The following is a 25,407-nucleotide window of genomic DNA, read 5'->3' on the forward strand; positions in this document are numbered from 1 at the left end:
TACGGCGGCCATGGCGAGAGGGAAACGCCCGGTACCATTCCGAACCCGGAAGCTAAGCCTCTCAGCGCCGATGGTACTGCTCCGGGAACGGAGTGGGAGAGTAGGACGCCGCCGGACAACTCCTCCATGAAGGGCCCTCACCGCCACGGTGAGGGCCCTTCATGCACTCCCGGCGCGGATCGGAGCGAGGCGCTCAACTGCGACGCGGTCCTCTTCCGTCGCTTCGTCCAACGGGTCAGCGCGGCCTGGTCTGCCTGCCCCCTACCGCGCGGGCTCCGGCCGCGGACAGAGACGATGTCGCCGCGGACCACCTGGACCGCGGGCACGTCGACCATGCCGTCGGTGGCCTCGAGCTCCGCGAGGTGGCACGGGTCCCCGACGAGTCGTCCACCCAGCGCCGGCGAATGGCGCGTCCCCGTCGCCGGATCGGTCCAGCCCCGATGCCCGGAGCACACGACCTCCAGCGCCCCTCCGGGCGCCGTGGGCGAAGGCGACCGTTCGGTCGACCCGGCAAGCGCAGCGGGAACGAGCTGCGGCACCCGAGGAGTCTGACGGGCTGGATCAGAAGGCCCACTCCCACCCGCTGGAGCCGAAGTAGTCACTCATGATCAGCGTGCCCGTGGGCGCCGGTACGTCGAGGAGGATGGAGCCCGCGAACTGCTGACCCGGGCCCAACTGAGAGGGCAATCTCCTCTCGTCAGGCAGGCACCCGAAGGCGGCGTAGGTGCCCAGCGACCGTTGAAGGTCACCCCGTCGGGGCCGATGAAGGAGAAGTTGGAGTCGCTGATCGTGGGGTCGGACACTCGCGTGGGCGGGCCGGTCACCGGCGCGGTGGCCGCGCGGATGTCGAGCCGGAGGAAGCGGCCGTTCTCCGGAGTCTCGACCGTGCCGTATGCCGGGTCGCAGGGAGCGTCGACCTCGATCCCGTCGATGGTCATGGTGGCGGTGGCCGTGTCGCCCTCCGCTGCGATCGGCACCTCCTCACCCACCTCGACCACGACGTTGCCGCGCGGGGACAGCTCGACCTCGTCCTGCTCCTCGGCGTCCTCGGGTGTGAGCTCGGCCGGGGGTCTGACTGATCTCGGGCAGGGCCGGGGGGTCGCTGGCGCCGGCCACCTCGTCGGCCTCGGTGCCGCCGCAGGCGCTCAGCATGGCGATCGCGGCCATGCCGGTGAGGGTGCGTGCGAACTTCACGGGATGTGTCCTCTCCCCGGGGTGTCCCTACTGACGGGTAGGTAGAGGTACACCCGCGCCTCGCGATCATCGGAACGGGCGGGCGAGAACACCGAGCTGGCCTCGGGTGCGGTCCTCACCGGCGGGTGCGCGGTTCCCTCGTCGTCGCCCCGACGTTGTCGGCCAGCCACGCGTTGAGCGCGGTCAGGTCCCGCCAGGAGGTCCGCACCTCCTCGAGCGCCCGGCGCTCGTGCAGCCAGTCGGCGGGCTCCCAGTGCCTGGTCGCGTACAGCGACTTGTGACGGAGCAGGTCGGCGCGGTCGCCGTCCCGGTCGAAGCCGGAGGGCACCCGCACCAGGCGCTCGCCGTCGATGGACCACCCGGCCCCGGCGAGCCGGTCCACCTCGGCCTGGAGCCGCGGGCCCTGCACCTCGTCGGCCACGGCCCGGCGGTACCGGGCCACCTGGTCGGTCTCCAGCCGCCAGCACCCTCCGGCGACCATCAGCCCGTCGGCCGACACCTGCACGTACCAGGCGCCCGCGCCACGGCCGGCCGGGTTCACGACCGCACCCTGGTGGGTCTTGTACGGCGCCTTGTCGTTGCTGAAGCGCACGTCCCGGTAGGGCCGGAAGAGCTTGGGGCTGCCGAACTCCCCCGCCAGCTCGTCGAGCAGCGCCTGCATCGGCGCCCGCACGCAGTCCTCGTACACCGGGCGGTGGCGGGTCCAGTAGGTCTTGCTGTTGTCGGCCTCGAGGCCCTCGTAGAAGACCAGCCCCTCGTCGGGGAAGCCCTGGAACGTCATCGGTCCTCGTCCGCCTCCTCGAGCAGCGTGTGCCAGCGGACCTCGCGCAGCGGCGTCCCCCCGGTGTCCAGCGTGCGCACCCAGCCGTCCCGCGCCCAGCCCGCCGACTCGAGGAAGCCCGCGGACACGCGGTCCTGTTCGGGCAGCCAGACCTGCAGCCGCGCCGTCCCGCCGGCCCGGGCGAGGTCGGTGAGGGCGGCCAGCAGCCGGCTGCCGTGCCCCCGCCGTCCCCACCGTGGTTCCACCAGCAGGGTGGCGACCTCGCCGCTGGGCCCCGCCGGGTGGGGGCGCTCGTCCCCGGTGAGCTCCGCCGGGCCGTACGCGGCGAAGCCGACCACCAGGTCCCGCTCGACGGCGACGAGGACGCCGTGGCCTGGGGTGGGCGGTGCGGCGATCGCGGCCCGCCACGTGTCCGCGGCACCCGCCTCGTCCCACCCGTCGAGCACCTCGGCCGGGAGGACGGCGCGGTAGGCGGTCCGCCAGGTCACCGCCTGCACGCGGGCGATGTCCGGGGCGTCGGCGGGCCGGGCCGGGCGGACCGACACCTCCGCGGTCCCCGACCGGCGGGGGAACGGCGAGGTCGGGTGCACGCCAGGCAGCGTAGGCCGCGGCGGGGTGGACCTCTCGGGTGTCAGGGGCCCCAGGCAGGATCGGCGGCCGTGGGAGCACCCGTCGTCGACCGGCTGCCGGCCGCGCTGGCCCGTCGCATCGCCCTCGCCGCGCAGGGCTTCGCCGACCTCCGACCTGTCGCGGCCGTCGACGGCCGGCAGCTGCGCCGGATGACGGCCCGGCTGGCGGTACTCCAGATCGACTCGGTGAACGTGCTGTCCCGCGCGCACTACCTGCCCGCCTTCAGCCGGTTGGGCCCCTATCCGCGCCAGGCGCTCGACGACCTCGCCGGCTGCCGACGGGAGCTCTTCGAGTACTGGGCGCACGAGGCCTCGCTGCTGCCGGTCCGGCTGCACCCCCACCTGCGGTGGCGCATGGCGGCGGCGGAGGAGCACGCCTGGGGCTCGATGGTCCGGATCCAGCGGGAGCGGCCGGGGTACGTCAGCGAGGTCCTCGAGCGGGTACGGGAGGCCGGCCCGCTCAAGGCCAGCGACCTGGCCGAGCCGCGACCGGATCGGCCCGGCAGCATGTGGAACTGGCACGCCGGCAAGGTCGCCCTCGAGTGGCTCTTCTACACCGGCGTGATCACCACCCGGGGCCGGACGGCGGGTTTCGAGCGCGTCTACGACCTCACCGAGCGGGTGCTGCCGGCCGCCGTCCTGCAGAGCCCCACGCCCGAACCGGCCGACGCCGTCCGCGAGCTGGTGCGCACCGCCTCGCGCGCCCTGGGGGTCGCCACCGAGCGGGACCTGCGCGACTACTTCCGGCTCCGTCCGCAGGCAGCGCGAGCGGCGATCGCCGAACTGGCCGACGCCGGTGAGCTCCTGCCCGTCGACGTGGCCGGCTGGGGAGCCCCCGCGTGGCTGCACCCGCAGGCGCGTCGTCCCCGCTGGGTGCGGGCGCGGGCGCTGGTGAGCCCCTTCGACTCCCTGGTGTGGGAGCGGCCGCGGGTGGCACGCGTCTTCGGCTTCCGCTACCGGCTGGAGATCTACACGCCGGCCGCCCAGCGCGTGCACGGCTACTACGTGCTGCCGTTCCTGCTCGGCGACCGGCTGGTCGCCCGCGTCGACCTCAAGGCCGACCGGCAGGCCGGCGTGCTGCGGGTGCAGGCGGCGTTCGGCGAGGACGGCGTGGACCGGACCGAGGTGGCCGCCGCCCTCGCCGAGGAGCTGGCGCTCATGGCCGGCTGGATGCAGCTGGACGCCGTCATCGCGGGGGAGCGCGGCGACCTGGCCGCCGAGCTCGCGGCCGCCGTGGGCCGGCTCGTCCCCTAGTCGCGCAGGCCGGCCAGCCGGGAGACGACGGTGAGACCGGCGGACCCGCCGGGCCACGCCCGCCGCACCGCCGGAGCCCCCGACGCCCGCACCACCGAGCGCAGCGCCAGGGCCACGACGACGACGTCGTCGGCGTACCCGAGGACCGGGACGACGTCGGGGACCAGGTCCACCGGCGAGATCAGGTAGGCCAGCAGCAGCCACAGCCGCACCCGGACGCCCCGCGGCAGGGACCGGTCCGCGGCGAGCCGGCGCACCAGCCGCACCAGGTCCGGCAGCAGCCGCAGTGCCTCGCGGACGGTGAGGTCCGGTGGACGTGCCCGCCACAGCAGCAGGAGCAGCACGCCCCAGAGCAGGAGCAGACCCGCTCCCACCGACAGCACCAGCTCCAGCCACCTCACGCGCTCCAGTGTGGTCGGTGGCTCCGCCTACCCTGGGCCGGGCAGTCGACGACGAGGGGAACGGGTCTGGTGGGCACGAACGCTCCGGGGATGGACACAGTGCGGGTCGACACCCAGTACGAGGACCTGCTGCGCCGGGTGCTCGAGCAGGGCACGCCGAAGTCCGACCGGACGGGCACCGGCACGGTGAGCCTGTTCGGCGAGCGGCTGCGCTACGACCTCTCCGAGCGGTTCCCGCTGGTCACGACCAAGTCCGTGCACTTCCGGTCGATCGCCTACGAGCTGCTGTGGTTCCTCCGCGGTGACAGCAACGTGCGCTGGCTGCAGGAGAACCGGGTCAGCATCTGGGACGAGTGGGCCTCGCCGGAGGGCGAGCTGGGCCCGGTCTACGGCGTGCAGTGGCGGTCCTGGCCCACGCCCGGTGGCGAGCACGTCGACCAGATCGCCGGCGTCCTCGAGACGCTGCGCACCGACCCGGACTCCCGGCGCATGGTCGTCTCGGCCTGGAACGTGGGCGCGCTGCCGGAGATGGCGCTCGCCCCGTGCCACGCGCTGTTCCAGTTCCACGTCGCCGACGGGCGGCTGTCCTGCCAGCTCTACCAGCGCAGCGCCGACATGTTCCTCGGCGTGCCGTTCAACATCGCCAGCTACGCCCTGCTCACCCGGATGGTCGCCGACCAGGTGGGCCTGGCCCCCGGCGACCTCATCTGGGTCGGCGGCGACTGCCACGTCTACAGCAACCACGTCGACCAGGTCCGCGAGCAGCTCTCCCGCGAGGTGCTGCCCTTCCCGACGCTCGACCTGGCCCCGGCGCCGTCGCTGTTCGACTACACCTACGAGCACTTCGCCCTGCGCGACTACCGGCACCACCCGGCGATCCGCGCCGCGGTGGCGGTCTGAGGCGCGGGTGGTCGGCAGCGGGGTGATCGGTCTGGTCTGGGCGCAGGCCCGCGGCGGGGTGATCGGCGCCGACGGCCGGCTGCCGTGGCACCTGCCCGAGGACCTGCGCCTGTTCCGCGAGCTCACCACCGGCTCCACCGTGGTCATGGGCCGGCGCACCTGGGAGTCCCTGCCCGAGCGGTTCCGCCCGCTGCCCGGACGCCGCAACGTCGTCCTCACCACCGACCCCTCCTGGGCCGCCGACGGCGCCGAGCGGGCCGGCGACGTGGCACAGGTGCTGGCGCGCGAGGACGCCGGCGACCTCTGGGTGATCGGCGGCGGCCGGGTCTACGCCGCGTTCCTCCCGCACGCCGACCGGGTGGTCGTCACCGACGTCGACACCGAGGTCGAGGGCGACACCTGGGCGCCGGCACTCGGCCCGGGGTGGGCGCGGGTGTCGCGCACCCCGGGGACCGGATGGGCGACGTCCACCACCGGCCTGCGGTACGCGGTGTCGGAGTACGCGCGCGCATCGACCGACGCCGACGTGTCGGCCGGGACGGGTCGGTAGATTCTCCGGTATGACCAGTGACCCCACTCGGCCCTTCGGGCGCGTGCTCACGGCGATGGTGACCCCCTTCGCCGAGGACGGCTCGATCGACCTGGCGGGGGCGCAGGAACTGGCTGCCCACCTGGTCGACCGGCAGTCCCACGACGGCCTGGTCGTGCTCGGCACCACCGGGGAGGCGCCCACCCTGAGCGACGGCGAGCAGCACGCCGTCCTCGAGGCGGTGCTCGATGCCGTGGGCGACCGCGCCACCGTGGTGGCCGGCGTCGGCACCAACGACACCGCACACACCATCGAGAACGCGCGCCGGGCCGAGCGGCTCGGCGCCCACGGCCTGCTCGTCGTGACGCCGTACTACAACAAGCCCCCGCAGGCCGGGCTGCTGCACCACTTCACCGCCGTCGCCGACGCCACGGACCTGCCGGTGATGCTGTACGACATCCCGCCGCGCTCGGTCGTCCCCATCGAGGTGGACACGCTCGCCCGGCTGGCCGAGCACCCGCGCATCGTCGCGGTGAAGGACGCCAAGGGCGACCTCGGTGCGGTGATGCACACCCTCGCCCGCACCGACCTCGCGTACTACAGCGGCGAGGACCTGCTCAACCTGCCGCTGCTGGCGGTCGGCGCCGTGGGCGTCGTGAGCGTCGTCGGGCACCTCGTCGGACCGCGGCTGGCCGAGCTGATCGGCGCCGTGGAGTCCGGTGACCTGGTCAAGGCCCGGGCGGTCAACGAGAGCCTGCTGCCGGTCTACACCGGCGTCTTCCGCACCCAGGGCGTCATCCTGGCCAAGGCGGCGCTGCGCGAGCTCGGCCTGCCGGCCGGCCCGGTGCGCCCGCCGTTGGTCGACGCCACCCCCGAACAAGTCGCGCAGCTGCGCGCCGACCTCGCCGACGGAGGCATCCACCTGTGAGCGCGACCCCGTGACCACCTCGACCACCCAGCCCCACCTCGACCTGCAGGCACCCCCTGCGCTGCCGGCCGGCGGCCTGCGCGTCATGGCCCTCGGCGGGCTGGGCGAGATCGGCCGCAACATGGCCGTCCTGGAGTTCGACGGCAAGCTGCTGGTCATCGACTGCGGCGTGCTCTTCCCCGAGGCCGAGCAGCCCGGCGTCGACCTGATCCTGCCGGACTTCGGGGTGATCGAGCACCGGCTCGACGACGTCGCCGCCGTCGTCCTCACCCACGGGCACGAGGACCACATCGGCGCGATCCCCTACCTGTTGCGCATGCGCGGCGACATCCCGCTGGTCGGCTCGCGGTTCACCCTCGCGCTGGTCAAGGCCAAGCTGCGCGAGCACCGCCTGGACCCCGTCCTGGTCGAGGTGGCGGCCGGCGACGACCACCTCGCGGGGCCGTTCCACTGCGAGTTCATCTCGGTCAACCACTCGATCCCCGACGCGCTGGCCGTCGCCGTCCACACGCCGGCGGGCGTCCTGGTGCACACCGGCGACTTCAAGATGGACCAGCTGCCGCTGGACGGCGTCCTCACCGACCTGGGCGCCTTCGCCCGGCTGGGCCTCGAGGGCATCGACCTGCTGCTCGCCGACTCCACCAACGCCGAGATCCCCGGGTTCGTCACGCCGGAGCGGTCGATCGGCCCGGTGCTCGAGGACGTGTTCCGGCGGGCCACGCAGCGGCTGATCGTCTCCAGCTTCGCCAGCCACGTGCACCGCATCCAGCAGGTGCTCGACGCCGCCGAGATGCACGGCCGCAAGGTCGCCTTCGTCGGCCGCTCGATGGTCCGCAACATGGGGGTGGCCCGCGACCTCGGACTGCTGCGCGTCGCGCCCGGCCTCATGGTGAGCCTCGACGAGGCGACCAGCATGCCGCCGGAGCAGGTCGTGCTGGTGAGCACCGGGTCGCAGGGCGAGCCGCTGTCGGCGCTGGGGCGGATGGCCCGCGGTGAGCACCACCAGGTGACCATCGAGGCCGGCGACACGATCGTGCTGGCGTCCTCGCTGGTGCCGGGCAACGAGACCGCGGTCTACAAGGTCATCAACGGGCTGGCCCGGCTCGGCGCGACCGTGGTGCACAAGGAGACCGCGCGGGTGCACGTCTCCGGGCACGCCCCGGCCGGCGAGCTGCGCACGCTGCTCAACGTGGCCAAGCCGCGGCACCTGATGCCGGTGCACGGCGAGTGGCGGCACCTGCGGGCGCACGCGGCGCTGGCCGAGCAGACCGGCCTGGCCGGCGACCGGGTGCTGCTCGCCGAGAACGGCGTCGTCGTCGACCTGGTCGACGGCAAGGCGACGATCGTCGGGTCGGTGCCGGTCGGCGACGTCTACGTCGACGGCCTCAACGTCGGCGACGTGGGGGAGGAGTCGCTCCAGGAGCGGCGCATCCTCGGCGACGAGGGCTTCGTCGCGCTCACCGTCGTCATCGAGCCCTCGACGCGCACCATCGTGCGGCCGGTGCACCTCTCCGCCCGCGGCTTCGCCGACGACCCCGCCGTCTTCGACCCGGCGCTGCAGCTGGTCGAGGAGAACCTGCGCCGCACGCTGGCCGACGGCGAGACCGACCCGCACCGGCTCTCGCAGGTGATCCGCCGGACGATCGGCAAGTGGGTGTCCGACACCTACCGCCGCCGCCCGATGATCATCCCGACGGTCCTCGAGGTCTGACGGCCTCGCTGCAGGGGCCCGCGCCGAGCGTGCGAGGCGCGGGGGCAGTGGGGTCCTCCAGCCGACGAGTGGGGCCCGGAGGGTCCCGAGGGGGCCGGATCCGGCTCAGCCCGGCAGGGGGACGGCACGTGGCCGCGGTGTCGTCCGGTGGGGCGACGACGTCATCGCACCTCGATCGGCGCGATGCCCTCCTCCTCGGGCAGGTCGAAGCCCCACACCTGGGCGTAGAAGGACAGCTCGCCGTCCAGCGCCGCGCGGATGTTCTCCGCCCGCCGGAAGCCGTGCTGCTCCCCGGGGAACAGCAGGTACGCGTGCGGCACGCCCTTCTCCCGCAGCGCCGCGACGATCGCCTCGGCCTGCTCGGGCGGCACCACCCGGTCCTCGGCGCCCTGGAACACCGCCAGCGGGGTGTCGAACGCGTCCACGTGCGAGATGGGTGAGCGCTCGGCGTAGACGTCGGCGCCCTCGGGCCAGGGGGCGACGAGCGAGTCCAGGTAGCGGGACTCGAACTTGTGCGTGTCGGCGGCCAGCGCGGCCAGGTCGGCCACGCCGTAGTGGCTGGCCCCCGCGGAGAAGACCCCGGCGCGCAGACACAGCGCCGCCAGCGTCGTGTACCCGCCCGCCGACCCGCCGCGGATCGCCATCCGGGCGCGGTCGACGCGGCCGGCGTCGGCGAGGTGCTCGGCGCAGGCGACGACGTCGTCGAGGTCGACCACGCCCCAGGCGCCCCGCAGCGCCTCCCGGTAGCGCCGGCCGTAGCCGGTGGACCCGCGGTAGTCGACGTCGGCGACGCAGAACCCGCGGGAGGTCCAGTACTGCAGCTCCAGGTTCAGGACCGAGGTGGTCGCGGCGGTCGGTCCGCCGTGCACGACGACCAGCAGGGGCGGGAGCGTGCCCTCCGGGGCGGCCGCCTCGGGGTTGGTCGGCGGGTAGACCAGCGCGTGGGCCTGTCCGATGCCGGTGCCGCGCTCCGGGGTCGGAAACGAGACGTGCTCCGGCCGGGAGAACCACGCGGGGTCCAGGCCCAGGTCGCGCGCCGGCCGCAGCACCGTCGCGGCGCCGTCGTCCGCCGCGACCCGCAGGACGACCGGCTCGCTCGTCGGGCTGCCGGCGACGCACACCACCGACCGGCCGTCCGCCGTCACCTGACGAAAGGCGGTGTACGGCAGGTCCAGCTCGCGGAGCGCGCCGTCGGTCTCCCGCACGGTCAGCCGGTCGGCTCCGGCGCGGGGGGAGGCGAGCACGACGCGCCCGTCGCCGAGCAGCGCGAAGCGGCGGCCTGCGAAGCGCCACTGCGGACCGGCGATGTCGGCGCCCACGTCGACGACCGCCTCGACTTCGCCTCCCGGACTCCACCGGTACAGCGCCCAGACGTCGGTGCGGTCGGCGCAGAACCACAGCGTGCCGTCGGCGTCCCACGTCGGCTGCACCACGGACTCGGCCCGGCCGTCCGGGGAGCGACCGCCGGCGACCACCGTCTCGCCGCCGTCGGGACCTCGGACGACGAGCGCGGCGGCGTCCCACGGCATGTCGGGGTGGTCCCACTGCAGCCAGGCGAGGCGCCGGCCATCGGGGGAGGGGCGCGGGTCGGAGACGAAGTCCGGCCCGCTGACCAGGACCTCGACCGCGCCGTCGGCGCCGATGCGCACGAGCTCGTCGACCACGTCGGCGGCCGCGCCGCTGGCCGCGTGGGTCTCCCGGACGGCGAGCAGCCCGCCGTCCCGCGTCGGCGTGAGGTCGGCGTACCGGACACCGGCCGGCAGCTGCGGCTCCGGCGTCACCGCGACCGGCCCGCCGTCGCCCGGGCCGAGCCGGTACAGCCGCTGGTCCGGGAAGTGGGCGAACCACAGGACGCCGCCGGACACGGCCCAGGCGCCGCCGCCGTACTCGTGCACACGCGTCCGTGCGTTCCACGGCGGGGACAGGACGTCGGTGGTCGTGCCGTCGTCCGTCCGCCGCACCAGCGCGGACCGCCCGCCCTCGCCGGGGCGTGCCTCCGACCACCAGACGGCGGGGTGGTCGGGCGAGCCGTCGACGGCCAACTCCTCGAGCCGGGCGGCGGCCCGGACGACCAGTGCGGAGGTGATCGGGGTCGGCCAGCTCCCGTGGGGCAGGGTGTTCCGTGCGGGCATGGCCCGACCGTAGGTCGCGGACACGATGCCGCGCCTGCCGTCGCCGCGGACCGCGGGCGATTACCGTCGACACATGCCTGCTCGCACGACGACGACCCGACCCTCGGGCCGGTCGTCCGCGCGCGGCCGCTCGGGCTCCGGGTCGACCGCGTCCCGGAAGCGCCCGCCCGCGAAGCGCCCCGCCGCCGGCGGCCGCAAGCCCGCCGCCCGCAAGGCCGCGCCCACGAAGTCCGGCCCCGGCCTCTGGGGCGTCGTCAGCGGCGGCTGGTCGCTGCTGGCCCGTGGCGCCGGCGGGCTGGCCCGCTCGGTCGCCCGCCCGGAGGAGGCCGAGCCGCTCGCCCCCGAGCACCGCCGCGACGGCGTGGGTCTGGCCGTGCTGGGCCTGGCCGTCGTCCTCGGTGCGGCCGCCTGGAGCAACGGCATCGGCCCGGTCGGCGCCGCCTTCGCCGGCGCGGTGCGCTGGGTCGTCGGCTCCCTGGTCATGGTGCTGCCGGTCGTGCTCTTCCTGGCCGCGCTGCGGCTGCTGCGCCGGGGGCCGCGCCCCGAGGCGCGCGGGCGATTGGCGATCGGCTGGCTGTGCCTGGTGGCGTCGGTGCTGGGCATCGCCCAGATCGTCGGCGAGGGCGCCGTCCCGTCGCAGGACCGGCCCGGCTCCGGTGGCCTGGTCGGCTGGGCCGCGGCCACGCCGCTGGTTGCCGGCGTGGGCACCGTCGTCGCCGTGGTCCTGCTGGTCCTGCTGGCCTTCTTCGGCCTGCTGGTGCTGACCGCGACGCCGGTGCACCAGATCCCCGAGCGGCTGCGCGAGCTCACCGACCGCCTGCTGGGCCAGGCCGACGACGAGGACGCCTACGACGACGAGGACTGGGAGGACGACGACGAGGAGCCGGCCGAGCCGCCGGCGCCCCGCAGTGCTCGCCGCCGGTCGCTGTCGGACGACCTGATGGACACCGGCCCGGTGGAGACCGTGCCGGCCATCGACCACGCCGCGCTCGACGAGGCGCCCGAGGCCGTGCGCCACGAGCCCCCGCCCCCGCCGGTGCCGGCCCGCTGTCCCGCGGTCGTCGACCGGACCGCGCCGCCGGAGGACCTCCCGCCGATCGAGGAGCCCGAGCAGCTGCGGATCGAGCCGGTGGAGGGGCAGTACACGCTGCCCTCGGTCGGGGTGCTGCGCGCCGGCGACCCGCCGAAGAAGGGCTCGAAGGCCAACGACGCGGCGATCGAGGCCATCACCGGCGTGCTCGAGCAGTTCAACATCGACGCCGCCGTCACGAGCTTCACCCGCGGCCCGACGGTGACCCGCTACGAGATCGAGCTCGGCCCGGCGGTCAAGGTCGAGAAGATCACCGCGCTGACCAAGAACATGGCCTACGCGGTGGCCAACGACAACATCCGGATCCTCGCGCCGATCCCGGGCAAGTCCGCCGTCGGCGTCGAGGTGCCCAACGTCGACCGCGAGATGGTCAGCCTGGGCGACGTGCTGCGCTCGCAGGTGGCCAAGCAGGACCCGCACCCGATGTTGGTCGGGCTGGGCAAGGACATCGAGGGCGGGTTCGTCTGCGCGAACCTGGCCAAGATGCCGCACCTGCTGGTCGCCGGTGCCACGGGTGCCGGTAAGTCCAGCTGCGTCAACTCGCTGCTGACCTCGCTGCTGCTGCGGGCCACGCCCGACCAGCTGCGCATGATCCTGGTCGACCCGAAGATGGTCGAGCTCACGCCCTACGACGGCATCCCGCACCTGATCACGCCGATCATCACCGACCCGAAGAAGGCCGCCACCGCGCTGGCCTGGCTGGTCGAGGAGATGGAGCAGCGCTACCAGGACATGCGGGCCACCGGCGTCCGGCACATCGACGACTTCAACCGCAAGGTGGAGCGCGGTGAGATCGTGGCGCCCCCGGGCAGCGAGCGGGTGTACCGGCCCTACCCGTACATCCTCGCCATCGTCGACGAGCTCGCCGACCTGATGATGGTCGCCCCGCGCGACGTCGAGGAGTCGATCGTCCGGATCACCCAGAAGGCGCGTGCCGCCGGCATCCACCTGGTGCTGGCCACCCAGCGCCCGTCGGTCGACGTCGTCACCGGCCTGATCAAGGCCAACGTGCCCTCGCGGCTGGCGTTCTCCACCTCCAGCCTCACCGACAGCCGGGTCATCCTCGACCAGCCCGGCGCGGAGAAGCTGATCGGCATGGGCGACGCCTTGTTCCTGCCGATCGGCGCGGGCAAGCCGATGCGCGTGCAGGGCGCCTACGTCTCCGACGCCGAGATCGAGGCGGTCGTCGAGTTCACCAAGCGCCAGGCCGAGCCGGAGTACCGCGAGGAGGTCTTCAGCGCCGCGGAGGGCGAGAAGAAGGAGATCGACGAGGACATCGGCGGTGACCTGGAGCTGCTCGTCCAGGCCGTGGAGCTCGTCGTCACCAGCCAGTTCGGCTCGACGTCGATGCTGCAGCGCAAGCTGCGGGTCGGTTTCGCCAAGGCCGGCCGGCTCATGGACCTCATGGAGAGCCGCGGCATCGTCGGCCCGTCCGAGGGGTCCAAGGCCCGCGACGTGCTGGTCAAGCCCGACGAGCTCGAGTCGGTCATGTTCACGCTCCGCGGCACGGAGGAGGGGTAGGCGAGGGACGGGTCACCCTCGCCGTTCCTGGAGATGAGCGGAGTGCGCCCTACGATGGACCGGTGACACCTCCGACCGACCCTGCGCGCACCGTGGCGCTGGTGACCCTCGGGTGCGCCCGCAACGAGGTCGACTCGGAGGAGCTGGCCGGCCGGCTGGCCGCCGGCGGGTACCGCCTGGTCGAGGACGCCGAGGGTGCCGACGCCGTCCTGGTGAACACCTGCGGCTTCATCGAGTCGGCCAAGAAGGACAGCGTCGACGCGATCCTGGCCGCCACCGACTCCGGCGCCCGGGTGGTCGCGGTCGGCTGCATGGCCGAGCGGTACGGCTCCGAGCTCGCCGGCGCGCTTCCCGAGGCGACGGTGCTCGGCTTCGACGACTACGCCGCGATCGGCGACCGGCTCGACGACGTGCTCACCGGCCGCCCGCTGGTCCCGCACGACCCCCGCGACCGGCGCACCCTGCTGCCGATCAGCCCGGTCGAGCGCACGGCGGCGGTCGCCACGGTCGACGCCCCGGTCATCCCCGGCCACGGCTGGGTGCAGCGGCGGCGGCTGGCCTCCGGCCCGTCGGCCGCGCTGAAGATCGCCTCCGGCTGCGACCGGCGGTGCGCCTTCTGCGCCATCCCGGCCTTCCGCGGCTCCTTCGTCTCCCGGCCGCCGGCCGAGGTGCTCGGCGAGGCGCAGTGGCTGGCCTCCCAGGGCGTCACCGAACTGGTGCTGGTCAGCGAGAACTCCACGTCCTACGGCAAGGACCTCGGCGACCTGCGGCTGCTGGAGCGGCTGCTGCCGCAGCTGGCCGCCGTCGAGGGGATCGCCCGGGTGCGGGTGGCCTACCTGCAGCCGGCCGAGTTGCGGCCGGGCCTGCTCGAGGTCATCGCCGGTACGGACGGCGTCGCGCCGTACTTCGACCTGTCCTTCCAGCACTCCTCGCCGACCCTGCTGCGCCGGATGCGCCGGTTCGGCGGCACCGAGGACTTCCTCGCGCTGATCGAGCGGGCCCGCGCGCTGGCCCCGACCGCCGGGTTCCGCACCAACGTCATCCTCGGCTTCCCCGGGGAGACCGAGGACGACGTCGCCGAGCTGGAGCGCTTCCTCGTCGAGGGCCGCCTCGACGCCGTCGGGGTGTTCGGTTACTCCGACGAGGAGGGCACCGAGGCGATGGGCCTGCCCGGCAAGCTCGACCAGGGCGAGATCGACGCCCGTGTCCGGCGGATCACCGACCTGGTGGAGGAGCTCACCGCGCAGCGTGCCGAGGACCGGCTGGGGGAGCGGGTCGAGGTGCTGCTCACCGAGGACCTCTCAGCCGACGAGGGGCCCGGGACGTGGGCCGGGCACGCGGCCCACCAGGACCCCGAGGCCGACGGGACGACGACGGTCACCGGGGTTCCCGACGGCGCGGTCGCCGGCCAGGTGGTGGCCGCGGAGGTCGTCGCGACGGAGGGCGTGGACCTGGTGGCCACGGCACTGGTGCCCGCGGTGCGCCCATGAACGATGCGGTGGACCCGGCCGCCACGCCGCCCCAGTCGGCGCGGGTGGTCAACCTGCCCAACGCGCTGACCGTGCTGCGGCTGGCGATGGTGCCGGTGTTCGCGGCCCTGCTGTTCACCGACGGCGGGATGGACGACGAGCGACGCTACTGGGCCACCCTGGTCTTCGCGCTGGCGATCATCACCGACCGCTACGACGGGATGATCGCCCGGCGCACCGGTCAGGTGACCGAGTTCGGCAAGCTCGCCGACCCGATCGCCGACAAGGCGCTGACCGGCACCGCCCTCATCGGCCTCTCGGTGCTGGCGCTGCTGCCGTGGTGGGTGACGTCGACGATCCTCGTCCGCGAGGTCGGCGTGACCCTGCTGCGCTTCTGGGTGCTCCGCCACGGCGTGATCGCCGCCAGCCGCGGCGGCAAGGCCAAGACCGTCCTCCAGGCGCTGGCCATCGGCCTCTACACCCTCCCGTTCGACGGCCTGTTCGGCACGCTGCGGTGGTGGGTGATGGCCGCCGCCGTGGTGCTCACCGTGGCGACCGGCCTGGACTACGTCCACCGCGCCCTGGCGCTGCGCCGCACCAGCGCCCGTGCCATGCGCGCCGCGGCCGCCCGCCGCTCCACCGGGCCGGCCGGCCCGCGGACCGACGCCGCCGCCTGAGGCAGGACGCGTCCCCCGCACTCGTGGAAGGACCCGGTCCCGGGTCCCACCCTTCGCCGGCTCGGGGCGGGATCCGGGACGGGGCCAGCGGGACCATGCAGGAGGCCCATCCGTCCTCCATCCCTCCCCGGGAGCACGGACGGGCCACGGAAGAGGCGACCGGCTCTCGGTGTTACGCCCAGAGCGGACGCGCCTGGCTCGGGACGGTGGGCGTCGGTGGCGCCGCGTACCGTGAGCGCACGGCTCCCTCCCCGGGTGCCGCCGCTTCCGCACAGGTAGGACAGGAGACGGCGATGACGCTGCTGCGCACCCAGCTCGGGACCACCTTGCGCGGCCACCGACTGCGCCAGCGGCGGACGCTGCGCGACGTCTCCGGTGCCGCCCGGGTGAGCCTGGGCTACCTCTCGGAGGTCGAGCGGGGGCAGAAGGAGGCCTCCTCCGAGCTGCTCGCCTCGATCTGCGACGCCCTCGACGTCGAGCTCGCCGACCTGCTGGCCGAGGTCAGCCTGGGGCTGCGCGGCGACGACGGTCGCGTCCGCCCGCTGGTCCCCGCGGCCGAGGCCGCCGGCGTCCCCGCCGAGGAGGAGGAGACCGTGGCGGCCGCGTCCGACGAGCAGCCGGTCCCCGAGCCGGCGTTGGCGCTGGTCGGTGCGCCCGCCCGCGCCTCCGGTCGCCCGGCCGGCGCGGTGTCGCTGGCCGCCTGAGCAAGGACCCCCTGCCCCCGCCACTCACCGGCTCCGTCGGGACCCTGCAGGGGGCCGCCGTCCTCACCACCCGCCGCACGCTCACGGCGGTGCCCGGCCGGTTCCTCCACGTCACCGACGGCATCCCCGGTGCACGACAGGGGGCACGGCGCCGGCCGGACCGCTCCCGCTCGACCCCGCCCCGCCGGGCTGGGCACCCCACCCGCTCGCGCACGGTCCCCGGGGGCGCACCTCGCAGCGGCCACGCCGTGGGCCGCACCCGCGCCGGCCTGCTGCCGTCCTGACCGGCTCCTCCGGTCGGCTCCGTGCCGCCCGCGCGGCGGACCGGTGCGGCGTGGGATGGTGACGGTCCGGCACCGCCCCGTCGGGGGCGTCGGCTGTCCCCGCAGACCTCCGGAGGTCGCCGTGCGGTACCTCTTCCGGCCACCGGCCACCGACGGGGCGGGCCTGCTCAGCCTGCCCTTCCACCTGCCGCTCGAGGAGTGGGCCCCCGAGCTGCTGCTCGAGGTCCCGCAGCGGGGCATCTCGCGGCACGTCGTCCGCTTCACCGCGCAGGGCGGGCACGTCTACGCGCTCAAGGAGATCCCCGAGCCGCTGGCCCGCCACGAGTACGCGCTGCTCGGTCAGTTCGAGGAGGAGGGTCTGCCCTCGGTCTCGGTCCTCGGCATCTGCGTCGACCGTCCGGAGGAGCAGGACGCCGTCCTGGTGACCCGCTACCTCGAGTACTCGATGTCCTACCGGTACCTGTTCTCCCGGTCGTCCGCCGAGCACTCCGCCGAGCAGCTGCTGGACACGATGGTGGTGCTGCTGGTCCGGCTGCACCTGGCCGGCGTCTTCTGGGGCGACTGCTCGCTGTCCAACACGCTGTTCCGGCTCGACGCCGGTGCGTTCACCGCCTACCTGGTGGACGCCGAGACCTCCGAGCGGCACCCGCAGCTGAGCCCCGGACAGCGGCGCTACGACGTCGACCTCGCCCGGGAGCGGGTGGGTGCCGAGCTGCTCGACCTGCAGTGCGGCGACCTGCTGCCCTCGCACGTGGACCCGATCGAGGTCGCCGACAGCCTGCCGGTGCGCTACGAGGCGCTCTGGGAGGAGGTCACCCGTGAGGAGGTCTTCGCCCTCGCCGAGCAGCGCCAGCGGGTCGCCGAGCGCCTGCAGCGGCTCAACGACCTCGGCTTCGACGTCGGCGAGATCGAACTGGTCACCGACCCGGACGGCGGTGCGCGGCTGCGCGTGGAGACCCGCGTGTCCGAGCCCGGGCAGAACCGCCGGGAACTGTTCCGGCTGACCGGCCTGGAGGTGCAGGAGCGCCAGGCCCGCCGGCTGCTCAACGACCTGCGCGCCTACCGGGCCACCCTGGAGCAGAAGCTGGGCACACCCGTGCCCGAGACCGTCGCCGGCTACCGCTGGCTGGCCGAGGCCTACCAGCCCGTCGTCGACGCCATCCCGCCCGACCTCGCCGGCCGGCTGGCGCCGGCCGAGGTCTTCCACGAGATCCTCGAGCACCGCTGGTTCCTGTCGGAGAAGGCCGGCCACGACGTCGGGACGACGCGCGCGGCACGCTCCTACTTCGACACCGTGCTGCCCCGCACCCCCAAGGAACTGACCACGCCCTCGGCCATCGTCGGGGCCCGCGATTGAGCCGGTCAACGGCCCGTCCGCGGGTGGTCACGAGCTGATTTCGTTCGAGTTGACACCTCCTGTGGCCTGGGCCACGGTACGAAAACCGCGGTGATCTCAAGCTCGCTGCTCCCACGGAGGCGGATGACGGTGTCGAGGAACGGCAAGGGCAGATCGTCCGGCGGAGCCGCGACGCGGGGGCGCAGACGTCAGCTGGGCGGCGCGGCGGCGGCCGCGGTCCTGGCCTCGACGCTCGCCGCCTGTGGCGGCGGCGATGGTGGGGGCTCCGTCCCCGTCCTCAACTGGTACATCAACCCGGACTCCGGCGGTCAGGCGGAGATCGCGCAACGGTGCAGCGACGCCTCGAACGGCGCGTACACCATCGAGACCTCACAGCTGCCCCGGGAGTCCTCCGCCCAGCGCGAGCAGCTCGTCCGGCGGCTGGCGGCCAACGACACCTCGATCGACCTGATGAGCCTCGACCCTCCGTACATCCCCGAGTTCGCGCAGGCCGGCTTCCTCGCCCCCGTCCCCGGGGACCTCGCCGAGCGGGTCACGGAGGGTGTCGTGCAGAGCTCGATCGACTCCGCGACGTGGGACGGTGAACTGGTCGCCATCCCGTTCTGGGCCAACACCCAGCTGCTCTGGTACCGCAAGTCGGTGGCGGAGGCGGCCGGGCTCGACATGACCCAGCCGGTCACCTGGGACCAGCTGGTCACGGCCGCCCAGGAGCAGCAGAAGCTCCTCAGCGCCCAGGGCCGGCGCGCCGAGTCCCTGACGGTGTGGCTCAACGCGCTCGTCGAGTCCGCCGGGGGCTCCATCATCGAGGAGAACTCCACGAACCCGGAGGACATCCAGCTGGGGCTGACCACCCCGGAGGCCGCCCGGGCCGCCGAGGTGATGAACACCGTGGCGAACTCCGGCGTCGTCGGTCCTGCCTTCTCGACGTCGAGTGAGGACACCAGCGCCACCGAGTTCGAGGGCCCGGACGCCGGCTTCATGGTCAACTGGCCGTTCGTCTACTCGCGGGCGCTCTCCGCCGTCGAGGCGGGCACCCTGGACGCGTCCGTGCCGGAGGACTACGGCTGGGCGCTGTACCCGGCTGTCGACGCCGGCCAGTCGAGCGCACCTCCGTTCGGCGGGATCGACCTGGGCGTCAGCGCCGTGAGCCGGAACGTCGAGCTCGCCTACCAGGCGACGGAGTGCATCACCAGCGACGAGAACCAGACGTACTACATGACCACCAACGGCAACCCCGCCTCCTCGGCCGCGGTCTACGACGACCCCGAGGTGCTGGAGGTCTTCCCGATGGCCCCGACGATCCTGGACTCCCTGGAGGCGGCGGCCAACCGTCCGCAGACGCCGTACTACAGCGAGGTCTCCGGAGCCATCCAGCGGGAGTACCACCCGCCGTCGTCGGTGACGCCCGAGACCGGTGAGCGGGCCCAGGCCCTGATCGAGGCCGTCCTGTCAGGAGACCAGCTGCTATGAGCACCACCACGCTGCCACCCACCGAGAAGACCCAACCGGTCGCGGCTCCGCGCGGGACCATCAGCGACCGCTCGCGCGCCGAACGCAAACTCGGGTGGCTGCTGGCCGGCCCGGCGTTCGTGGTCATGCTGCTGGTCACCGCCTACCCGATCCTGCAGGCGGTCTGGTACTCGCTGTTCAACTACCGCCTGACCGACCCGGAGAACCGGTCGTTCCGGGGGCTGGGCAACTACGCGGTGATCCTGTCCGACGGCCTCTGGTGGCAGGCGCTGCTCGTCACGCTGTTCATCACGGTGGTGACCGTCGTCGTCGAGCTGGTCCTGGGCTTCGCGCTGGCGCTGGTGATGGCCAAGGCGCTCAGCTCCATCCGACCCGTCGTCCGGGCGGCGATCCTCATCCCGTACGCGGTCATCACGGTCGTCTCGGCCTTCGCGTGGGCGTTCGCGTTCCGGATCGAGACCGGCTTCGTCAACAGCTGGTTCGGCTGGCTCCCCGGGGTCGCGGCGGACACCGACTGGTTCGGCGGCCAGTGGACCTCGCTCCTGGTGATCTGCCTGGCCGAGATCTGGAAGACCACGCCGTTCATCTCCCTGCTGATCCTGGCCGGCCTCGCGCAGGTCCCGGACGTGCTGCAGGAGGCGGCCAAGGTCGACGGCGCCACCTGGTGGCAGCGGATGTGGCGGGTGACCATCCCGAACATGAAGGCGGCGATCATGGTCGCCCTGCTGTTCCGCACGCTCGACGCGTTCCGCATCTTCGACTCGATCTTCATCATGACGGCCGGGGCCAACGGCACGGAGTCGGTCTCGTTCCTGGCCTACCGGCAGACGATCGCGCGGGTGGAGATCGGCCTCGGCTCCGCGGTCTCCGTCCTGCTGTTCCTCTGCGTCGTGATCATCGCGTTCGGCTTCATCAAGGGATTCAAGATCGACCTGGCGCAGGCGAGAGGGGAACGCTGATGTCCCGGCGGGAGAAGACCTGGTGGATCATCGGGGGGATCCTGATCGTCCTGTACTGCCTGTTCCCCATCGCGTGGATCGTGGCGCTGTCGTTGAAGGCGCCGGAGGACATCGCGAACGGCCAGTTCCTCCCGACCGACGCGTCGTGGGAGAACTACTCGACCATCCTCACGGGTTCGGCGAGCGAGTTGTTCCTGCCGGCGCTGCGCAACTCGTTCGGCATCTGCCTGATCGCGACGTTCATCTCCTGCGTCCTGTCGATGTTCGCCGCGTACGCGATCGCCCGGCTGGACTTCCCGGGGAAGAAGCTCATCCTCTCCACGGCTCTCGGGGTGGCGATCTTCCCGGTCATCTCGATCGTGACGCCGCTGTTCAACCTCTGGCGGCAGATCGGGCTCTACGACACCTGGCCCGGACTGATCATCCCGTACCTGTCGCTGACCCTGCCGATCTCCATCTGGACGATGTCGGCGTTCTTCCGGGAGATCCCCTGGGAGATGGAGCAGGCGGCGCAGGTGGACGGCGCCACCACCTGGCAGGCGTTCCGCAAGGTGATCGTCCCGCTCGCCGCTCCCGGTGTGTTCACCACGGCGATCATCGCCTTCTTCATCGCCTGGAACGACTTCGCCTACGGCATCTCCCTGACCTCGACGAGCGCCTCCCGGCCGGTGCCGGCCGCGCTCGGGCTGTTCTCGGGGGCGTCGCAGTTCGAGGACCCGACCGGTGCGATCGCGGCAGCTGCGGTGATCGTCACGATCCCGGTCGTCGTCCTGGTGCTGCTCTTCCAGCGGCGCATCGTCGCCGGCCTCACCAACGGCGCGGTCAAGGGCTGACCCCCGAACCCACCCACCCATCGAGGGGACGAGATCTCATGGCATCGATCGAGATGCGCAACATCGTCAAGCAGTACGGCGACGGCTACCCGGCCGTCAACGACGTCAGCCTGGACATCGCCGACGGTGAGTTCATGATCCTGGTCGGCCCGTCCGGCTGCGGGAAGTCGACGCTCCTGCGGATGATCGTCGGGCTGGAGGACATCACCAGCGGGGACATGATCATCGGCGGCAAGCGGGTCAACGACCTCGCGCCGCGCGACCGCAACCTGTCGATGGTGTTCCAGAACTACGCGCTGTACCCGCACATGACGGTGTACGAGAACATCGCCTTCCCGCTGCGGCTGGCGAAGATGCCCGACGACGAGGTGCGCCGACGGGTGACCGAGGCCGCTGAGGTGCTCGAGCTGCGCGACCACCTCGAGCGCAAGCCGGCCAACCTCTCCGGTGGCCAGCGGCAGCGGGTGGCGATGGGCCGGGCGATCGTCCGCCAGGCCGAGGCGTTCCTCTTCGACGAGCCGCTGTCCAACCTCGACGCCAAGCTGCGCGGCCAGATGCGTACCGAGATCGCCCGCCTCCAGCGCAGGCTGGGCATCACCACCGTCTACGTCACCCACGACCAGACCGAGGCGATGACGCTCGGCGACCGGGTCTGCGTGCTGCGCAAGGGGCGCATCCAGCAGGTCGCCTCGCCGCGCGAGCTCTACGAGCAGCCGGTCAACCTCTTCGTCGCCGGCTTCATCGGCTCGCCGCCGATGAACTTCCTGCCCGCCACCGTGCAGGGTGACCAGTTGCAGACGCCGTTCGGCCCGATCGCGCTGGACGAGCGGCGGGCCACCGCCGTCCGCGGCCGCGACCTCCTGCTCGTCGGCATCCGGCCGGAGTACTTCGAGGACGCGTCGCTGGTCGACGAGGCGAAGCGGCCGCTGGGCTCGCTGTTCCGGGCGCGCGTCGACGTCACCGAGTGGCTGGGTGACTCGCAGTACGCCTACATCCCCTACGAGGCGCCGGAGGCGATCCGCACCCAGTTGCGCGACCTGTCGCGGGAGCTGGACGCCGAGGAGCTGCGCACGCAGGCGATCGTCTCCATCGACGCCACGAGCCGGATCCGGGAGGGACGCGAGGCGGAGTTCTGGCTCGACGCCCGCAAGGTGCACGTGTTCGACCCGCAGACCGGCGAGAACCTCACCCGCGACGCCGAGGCCGGAGCGCGGCTGACCCAGATGGCCACCGAGGACCGTGTCGAGCAGGTGCAGGAGGCGCAGGCACAGGGGACGACGGTCGGCGGCGGGGCCTCCAGGGCCGGAGCCGCCTGACCCATCGGCACCGGGCGCCGGCGGCCGCACCGGCCGCCGGCGCCGCTGCCTGCCCGAGGCCTGCCGACCGCGTCAGGAGCGAGATGCACCCTCCCGACCTGGAGGGCCGCCGCCCGTGGTGGCGGACGGCCGTCGTGTACGAGGTGTACGTCCGCAGCTTCGCCGACTCCGACGGGGACGGCGTCGGCGACGTCGACGGCCTGCGCAGCCGGCTGCCGTACCTGACGGACCTCGGCGTGGACGCCCTGTGGGTCACGCCCTGGTACCCGTCGCCGATGGCCGACGGCGGCTACGACGTCACCGACCACCGGGACATCGACCCGCGGCTGGGGACCCTGGCCGACGTGGACGCCCTGCTGGCCGAGGCCCACGCCGTCGGGCTCCGCGTGATCGTCGACCTGGTCGCCAACCACACCTCGGCCGAGCACCCCTGGTTCCGGGCGGCGCTCGCCGGCGGCCCGGGTGCCCCCGAGCGCGCGCGGTACTTCTTCCGGGACGGCCGGGACGGCGGCACCGCGCCGCCCAACGACTGGATCAGCGCCTTCGGCGGTCCGGCCTGGACCCGGGTGCGTGAGCCGGACGGGTCGATGGGGCAGTGGTACCTGCACCTGTTCGCCCCGGAGCAACCGGACCTCGACTGGGACGACGAGGTCGTGCGGGAGGAGTTCGACGGGACGGTGCGGTTCTGGCTCGACCGCGGCGTCGACGGCATCCGGGTGGACGCCGCACCGGCCCTGGCGAAGGTGCCCGGCCTGCCCGACGCCGGCCACGCACCCGGCGCGCTGTTCGAGTCGAGCGCCTGGGTGGACAACCCGCACTGGGACCGCGACGAGGTGCACGACGTCTTCCGGCGCTGGCGGGCGATCAGTGACGGCTACGACGGCGACCGGGTGTTCGTCTCCGAGGCGGTGGTCGCCGGCCCCGAGCGGCTGGCCCGGTACGTCCGACCCGACGAGCTGCACACCAGCTTCAACTTCGACTACCTGCGCGCCGCCTGGGACGCGGACGGCCTGCGGGCGGCGATCGACGGGACGCTGTCCGCGCTGGCGCCGGTCGGAGCACCGCCCACCTGGGTGCTGTCCAGCCACGACGAGACACGGCACGTCACCCGCTTCGGCCGGGAGGCCAGCGGAGCGGGGACCATGGGTTTCGACGCGGCGTCCCCGACGGACCTCGTCCTGGGCCTCCGGCGGGCGCGCGCCGCCGCCCTGCTCACCCTCGCCCTGCCCGGCAGCGCCTACCTGTACCAGGGGGAGGAACTGGGCCTGCCCGAGGTGGAGGACCTGCCGGAGGACGTCCTGCAGGACCCGACCTGGGAGCGATCCGGGCACACCGCCCGCGGCCGCGACGGCTGCCGGGTGCCGCTCCCGTGGTCGGGGGACCGGCCGCCGTTCGGGTTCACCGCCGAGGGCGTCCGCCCGTGGCTGCCGCAGCCCGAGTCGTGGCGGGAGCTGACGGTGGCGGCGCAGCGCGACGACCCGGCGTCCACCCTGTCGCTGTACCGCAGCGCCCTCCGGCTCCGGCGCGCCCTCCCCGGCCTCGCCGAGGACGGACCGCTGACCTGGCGCGACCTCGGGGACGGCGTGCTCGCGTTCGACCGTGGCAGCCGCTTCCGCTGCATCGTGAACCTGTCGGACCGGCCGGTGCCGCTGGCCGGGCAGGGCGAACCGGTGCTCACCAGTTCCCCCGGGACCGCCGACCTGCCGACGGACACGGCCGCCTGGCTGCGGACGGACCAGCGGCCAGCGACCGGGTGAGGACGAGGCGGTCCTCACCCGGTCCGGCGCGGTCCGGGGCCAGGTGCGCGCTGGCGCCGAGCGCGGTGTGGAAGGCGACCGCGGCGGTGTTCTCCGGCCGGGTGACCGCCTGGACCACGCGCGCCCCGGTGGCCAGCGCCAGGTCGTCGAACCAGCGCACCAGCCGACGGCCCAGCCCGGTGCGGCGCCGGTCGTCCCGCACGGCCAGCAGGTGCAGGTAGGCCAGCCGGTCGGCGGTGACCACGCCGAGCACGTAGCCGACGTCCTCCCCGGCGGCGCTGCGGGCGAGCGCGCCGAAGCCGCCGAACTGGTCGAACCAGACCGGGTGGTGCAGCGACCGGGTGTCGACGTCCCAGAACCGGTCGTGCGCCGCCAGCAGGCGGGCGCGGACGACGGGAGCCGACAGCTCGGCGAAGCCGACCAGCGCGACGTCGTCGGGGTCGGTCACCGGCGGGCCGCCGCCAGCTCGTCGCGGGTCGGCGGATCGGCGCCCTCGCGGGTGCAGTTCAGCGCGGCGACGAGCAAGGCGTCGTCGACGATCGGCAGCAGCTGCTCGTCGGGCAGCTCCTCGAGTGCCGCGCGCGTGGTGACCCCCGCCTCCAGCAGGCCGACGAACAGCCCCGCGGCCAGCGAGTCGCCGGCCCCGACGGTGTCGGCCACGGTCACCCGCGGGGGCTCGCGGTGCAGCAGCTCGCGGCCCGGCCGGGCGATCCGCAGCGGCGCGCCGCCGTCGGTGAGCACGACCAGGGCGATGCCGCGGTCGGCCCAGCGCAGCGCCGTCGCGTCGAGGTCGTGGACGGCGTCCGGCTCGAGCCAGGCGAGGTCCTCGGCGCTGACCTTGACGATGTCGGCGCGGGACAGCAGCCGTTCGAGGCGGGCGCGCACCGACTCCGGGGAGTTGCCCAGCGCCGCCCCGACCGGGCCGTCGGCCAGCATGGGGCGGATGTTGGGGTCGACGCTGACCAGCGCCCGGCCGTCGGCGGCCACCTGCTCCACCAGCCGGGCGATCGCCTCGCAGCCCGGCGGGGTCCAGCTGGAGATGGAGCCGACGTGCAGGATCGCCGTCCCGGCGGGCAGGACGGCGACGAGCTCCTCGTCGGTCCACTGCCAGTCGGCGGCGCCCTGCACGTGGAAGCCGTAGTCCGCATGGCCTTCGGGGCTCAGTCCCACCACGGCGAGGCTGACCGGCTCGGTGGCCGGCACGAACCCGCCGAGGTCGACGCCGGACAGCTCGACGTGCCGCCGCAGGCCCGCGGCCAGCGGCCCGCTGCCCAGCCGGGCGAGCAGCCGCACCGGGACGCCGAGCCGACCGGCGGCGACCGCGACGTTGAGGGCGTTGCCGCCGGGACGGGCGACGTAGTGCGGGGTCGTGCCGTGCGGCCCCGCGCCGGCTGCCGCGTCGGGCAGCATGTCGACGACGAGCTCACCCAGGACGCTCAGCACCGCGCGGTCGCTGCTCACGCCCGCGACCCTAGCGAGCGGAACGCCTCCGCACCTCGCCGCTGGCTCAC

At 73.7% G+C, this 25,407-nt stretch carries 22 protein-coding genes and 1 rRNA gene; 16 read left to right on the forward strand and 7 right to left on the reverse strand.

What is annotated here, in order from left to right; all coding sequences use genetic code 11:
* Window positions 1-117, forward strand: a 5S ribosomal RNA gene (gene rrf, locus ACI79G_RS11940).
* Between the two features lie 444 nt (window positions 118-561).
* Here the strand turns inward: rrf and ACI79G_RS11945 are convergent.
* From ACI79G_RS11945 to ACI79G_RS11955, 3 genes are all read right to left on the reverse strand, one after another.
* On the reverse strand, window positions 562-687 hold the full coding sequence (locus ACI79G_RS11945) for a hypothetical protein (protein ID WP_456881344.1): 126 nt from the start codon (window positions 685-687) through the stop codon (window positions 562-564).
* A gap of 622 nt (window positions 688-1,309) precedes the next feature.
* Entirely contained in the window at window positions 1,310-1,975 is a 666-nt protein-coding gene (locus ACI79G_RS11950) for a DUF2461 domain-containing protein (RefSeq protein ID WP_456881345.1), read from the reverse strand.
* Window positions 1,972-2,565 carry an N-acetyltransferase family protein gene (locus ACI79G_RS11955; RefSeq protein WP_456881346.1) on the reverse strand — a complete coding sequence of 198 codons (594 nt, stop codon included), beginning with the start codon at window positions 2,563-2,565 and terminating at the stop codon, window positions 1,972-1,974. The genes ACI79G_RS11950 and ACI79G_RS11955 overlap by 4 nt, the downstream gene beginning before the upstream one ends.
* Before the next feature lie 69 nt (window positions 2,566-2,634).
* On the opposite strand from ACI79G_RS11955, the gene ACI79G_RS11960 reads away from it, so the two are divergent.
* The gene (locus tag ACI79G_RS11960; RefSeq protein WP_456881347.1) at window positions 2,635-3,858 is read left to right on the forward strand and encodes a winged helix-turn-helix domain-containing protein; all 1,224 of its coding nucleotides are present in this window, start codon (window positions 2,635-2,637) and stop codon (window positions 3,856-3,858) included.
* On the opposite strand, the gene ACI79G_RS11965 is transcribed toward ACI79G_RS11960, so the two are convergent.
* Entirely contained in the window at window positions 3,855-4,259 is a 405-nt protein-coding gene (locus ACI79G_RS11965; protein WP_456881348.1) for a DUF1232 domain-containing protein, read from the reverse strand. The two genes, ACI79G_RS11960 and ACI79G_RS11965, sit on opposite strands and share 4 nt — an antisense overlap.
* Window positions 4,260-4,349: 90 nt before the next feature.
* Between ACI79G_RS11965 and ACI79G_RS11970 the strand changes: the two genes are divergently transcribed.
* The 4 genes from ACI79G_RS11970 to ACI79G_RS11985 are packed head-to-tail and all read left to right on the forward strand — an operon-like array spanning window position 4,350 to window position 8,327.
* Complete coding sequence (locus ACI79G_RS11970) at window positions 4,350-5,159, forward strand: thymidylate synthase (protein WP_456881349.1); 810 nt, start codon at window positions 4,350-4,352, stop codon at window positions 5,157-5,159.
* 22 nt (window positions 5,160-5,181) lie between these two features.
* Complete coding sequence (locus ACI79G_RS11975) at window positions 5,182-5,709, forward strand: dihydrofolate reductase (protein WP_456881350.1); 528 nt, start codon at window positions 5,182-5,184, stop codon at window positions 5,707-5,709.
* Window positions 5,710-5,719: 10 nt separating this feature from the next.
* Window positions 5,720-6,616, forward strand: coding sequence for a 4-hydroxy-tetrahydrodipicolinate synthase (dapA, locus tag ACI79G_RS11980; RefSeq protein WP_456881351.1), 897 nt, complete (start codon window positions 5,720-5,722; stop codon window positions 6,614-6,616).
* Between the two features lie 10 nt (window positions 6,617-6,626).
* Complete coding sequence (locus tag ACI79G_RS11985; RefSeq protein WP_456881352.1) at window positions 6,627-8,327, forward strand: ribonuclease J; 1,701 nt, start codon at window positions 6,627-6,629, stop codon at window positions 8,325-8,327.
* Between the two features lie 161 nt (window positions 8,328-8,488).
* Here the strand turns inward: ACI79G_RS11985 and ACI79G_RS11990 are convergent, their stop codons facing one another.
* Entirely contained in the window at window positions 8,489-10,459 is a 1,971-nt protein-coding gene (locus ACI79G_RS11990) for a prolyl oligopeptidase family serine peptidase (protein ID WP_456881353.1), read from the reverse strand.
* Window positions 10,460-10,532: 73 nt separating this feature from the next.
* Here ACI79G_RS11990 and ACI79G_RS11995 point away from each other — a divergent pair, with 73 nt between their 5' ends.
* From ACI79G_RS11995 to ACI79G_RS12040, 10 genes are all read left to right on the forward strand, one after another.
* Window positions 10,533-13,070, forward strand: a complete 2,538-nt coding sequence (locus ACI79G_RS11995; protein ID WP_456881354.1) for a DNA translocase FtsK — start codon at window positions 10,533-10,535, stop codon at window positions 13,068-13,070.
* A 62-nt stretch (window positions 13,071-13,132) separates the two neighbouring features.
* Window positions 13,133-14,560, forward strand: a complete 1,428-nt coding sequence (gene rimO / locus ACI79G_RS12000) for a 30S ribosomal protein S12 methylthiotransferase RimO (RefSeq protein ID WP_456881355.1) — start codon at window positions 13,133-13,135, stop codon at window positions 14,558-14,560.
* Window positions 14,557-15,216 (forward strand): CDP-diacylglycerol--glycerol-3-phosphate 3-phosphatidyltransferase, encoded by a 660-nt coding sequence (gene pgsA / locus ACI79G_RS12005; RefSeq protein WP_456881356.1) that lies wholly within the window; start codon window positions 14,557-14,559, stop codon window positions 15,214-15,216. The genes rimO and pgsA overlap by 4 nt, the downstream gene beginning before the upstream one ends.
* A gap of 293 nt (window positions 15,217-15,509) precedes the next feature.
* Window positions 15,510-15,920: a helix-turn-helix domain-containing protein gene (locus ACI79G_RS12010; protein WP_456881357.1), complete on the forward strand. Its 411-nt coding sequence runs from the start codon at window positions 15,510-15,512 to the stop codon at window positions 15,918-15,920.
* Between the two features lie 405 nt (window positions 15,921-16,325).
* On the forward strand, window positions 16,326-17,561 hold the full coding sequence (locus ACI79G_RS12015; RefSeq protein WP_456881358.1) for a DUF4032 domain-containing protein: 1,236 nt from the start codon (window positions 16,326-16,328) through the stop codon (window positions 17,559-17,561).
* A 123-nt stretch (window positions 17,562-17,684) separates the two neighbouring features.
* Window positions 17,685-19,031 carry an extracellular solute-binding protein gene (locus ACI79G_RS12020; RefSeq protein WP_456881359.1) on the forward strand — a complete coding sequence of 449 codons (1,347 nt, stop codon included), beginning with the start codon at window positions 17,685-17,687 and terminating at the stop codon, window positions 19,029-19,031.
* Window positions 19,028-19,990 (forward strand): carbohydrate ABC transporter permease, encoded by a 963-nt coding sequence (locus ACI79G_RS12025; RefSeq protein ID WP_091222569.1) that lies wholly within the window; start codon window positions 19,028-19,030, stop codon window positions 19,988-19,990. Before ACI79G_RS12020 ends, ACI79G_RS12025 begins: the two co-directional genes overlap by 4 nt.
* Complete coding sequence (locus ACI79G_RS12030) at window positions 19,990-20,823, forward strand: carbohydrate ABC transporter permease (RefSeq protein WP_456881360.1); 834 nt, start codon at window positions 19,990-19,992, stop codon at window positions 20,821-20,823. The genes ACI79G_RS12025 and ACI79G_RS12030 overlap by 1 nt, the downstream gene beginning before the upstream one ends.
* Window positions 20,824-20,861: 38 nt before the next feature.
* The gene (locus tag ACI79G_RS12035) at window positions 20,862-22,139 is read left to right on the forward strand and encodes an ABC transporter ATP-binding protein (RefSeq protein ID WP_456881361.1); all 1,278 of its coding nucleotides are present in this window, start codon (window positions 20,862-20,864) and stop codon (window positions 22,137-22,139) included.
* An 83-nt stretch (window positions 22,140-22,222) separates the two neighbouring features.
* Window positions 22,223-23,896, forward strand: coding sequence for a glycoside hydrolase family 13 protein (locus ACI79G_RS12040; RefSeq protein ID WP_456881362.1), 1,674 nt, complete (start codon window positions 22,223-22,225; stop codon window positions 23,894-23,896).
* On the opposite strand, the gene ACI79G_RS12045 is transcribed toward ACI79G_RS12040, so the two are convergent.
* Window positions 23,814-24,344, reverse strand: coding sequence for a GNAT family N-acetyltransferase (locus ACI79G_RS12045; protein ID WP_456881363.1), 531 nt, complete (start codon window positions 24,342-24,344; stop codon window positions 23,814-23,816). The genes ACI79G_RS12040 and ACI79G_RS12045 overlap by 83 nt on opposite strands.
* Window positions 24,341-25,357 (reverse strand): carbohydrate kinase family protein, encoded by a 1,017-nt coding sequence (locus tag ACI79G_RS12050; RefSeq protein ID WP_456881364.1) that lies wholly within the window; start codon window positions 25,355-25,357, stop codon window positions 24,341-24,343. Before ACI79G_RS12050 ends, ACI79G_RS12045 begins: the two co-directional genes overlap by 4 nt.
* Window positions 25,358-25,407 lie beyond the last annotated feature (50 nt).

This window comes from Geodermatophilus sp. SYSU D00779 (genome assembly GCF_054050595.1).

What these genes read in the sequence shown, in the direction of transcription:
- ACI79G_RS12030 (WP_456881360.1), top strand. Translation starts at nt 19,990, where the DNA reads ATGTCCCGGCGGGAGAAGACCTGGTGGATCATCGGGGGGATCCTGATC.
- ACI79G_RS12020 (WP_456881359.1), top strand. Translation starts at nt 17,685, where the DNA reads ATGACGGTGTCGAGGAACGGCAAGGGCAGATCGTCCGGCGGAGCCGCG.
- ACI79G_RS11970 (WP_456881349.1), top strand. Translation starts at nt 4,350, where the DNA reads ATGGACACAGTGCGGGTCGACACCCAGTACGAGGACCTGCTGCGCCGG.
- ACI79G_RS12010 (WP_456881357.1), top strand. Translation starts at nt 15,510, where the DNA reads ATGACGCTGCTGCGCACCCAGCTCGGGACCACCTTGCGCGGCCACCGA.
- dapA (WP_456881351.1), top strand. Translation starts at nt 5,720, where the DNA reads ATGACCAGTGACCCCACTCGGCCCTTCGGGCGCGTGCTCACGGCGATG.
- ACI79G_RS12040 (WP_456881362.1), top strand. Translation starts at nt 22,223, where the DNA reads ATGCACCCTCCCGACCTGGAGGGCCGCCGCCCGTGGTGGCGGACGGCC.
- ACI79G_RS11950 (WP_456881345.1), bottom strand. Translation starts at nt 1,975, where the DNA reads ATGACGTTCCAGGGCTTCCCCGACGAGGGGCTGGTCTTCTACGAGGGC.
- pgsA (WP_456881356.1), top strand. Translation starts at nt 14,557, where the DNA reads ATGAACGATGCGGTGGACCCGGCCGCCACGCCGCCCCAGTCGGCGCGG.
- ACI79G_RS11990 (WP_456881353.1), bottom strand. Translation starts at nt 10,459, where the DNA reads ATGCCCGCACGGAACACCCTGCCCCACGGGAGCTGGCCGACCCCGATC.
- ACI79G_RS12035 (WP_456881361.1), top strand. Translation starts at nt 20,862, where the DNA reads ATGGCATCGATCGAGATGCGCAACATCGTCAAGCAGTACGGCGACGGC.
- ACI79G_RS11995 (WP_456881354.1), top strand. Translation starts at nt 10,533, where the DNA reads ATGCCTGCTCGCACGACGACGACCCGACCCTCGGGCCGGTCGTCCGCG.
- ACI79G_RS12025 (WP_091222569.1), top strand. Translation starts at nt 19,028, where the DNA reads ATGAGCACCACCACGCTGCCACCCACCGAGAAGACCCAACCGGTCGCG.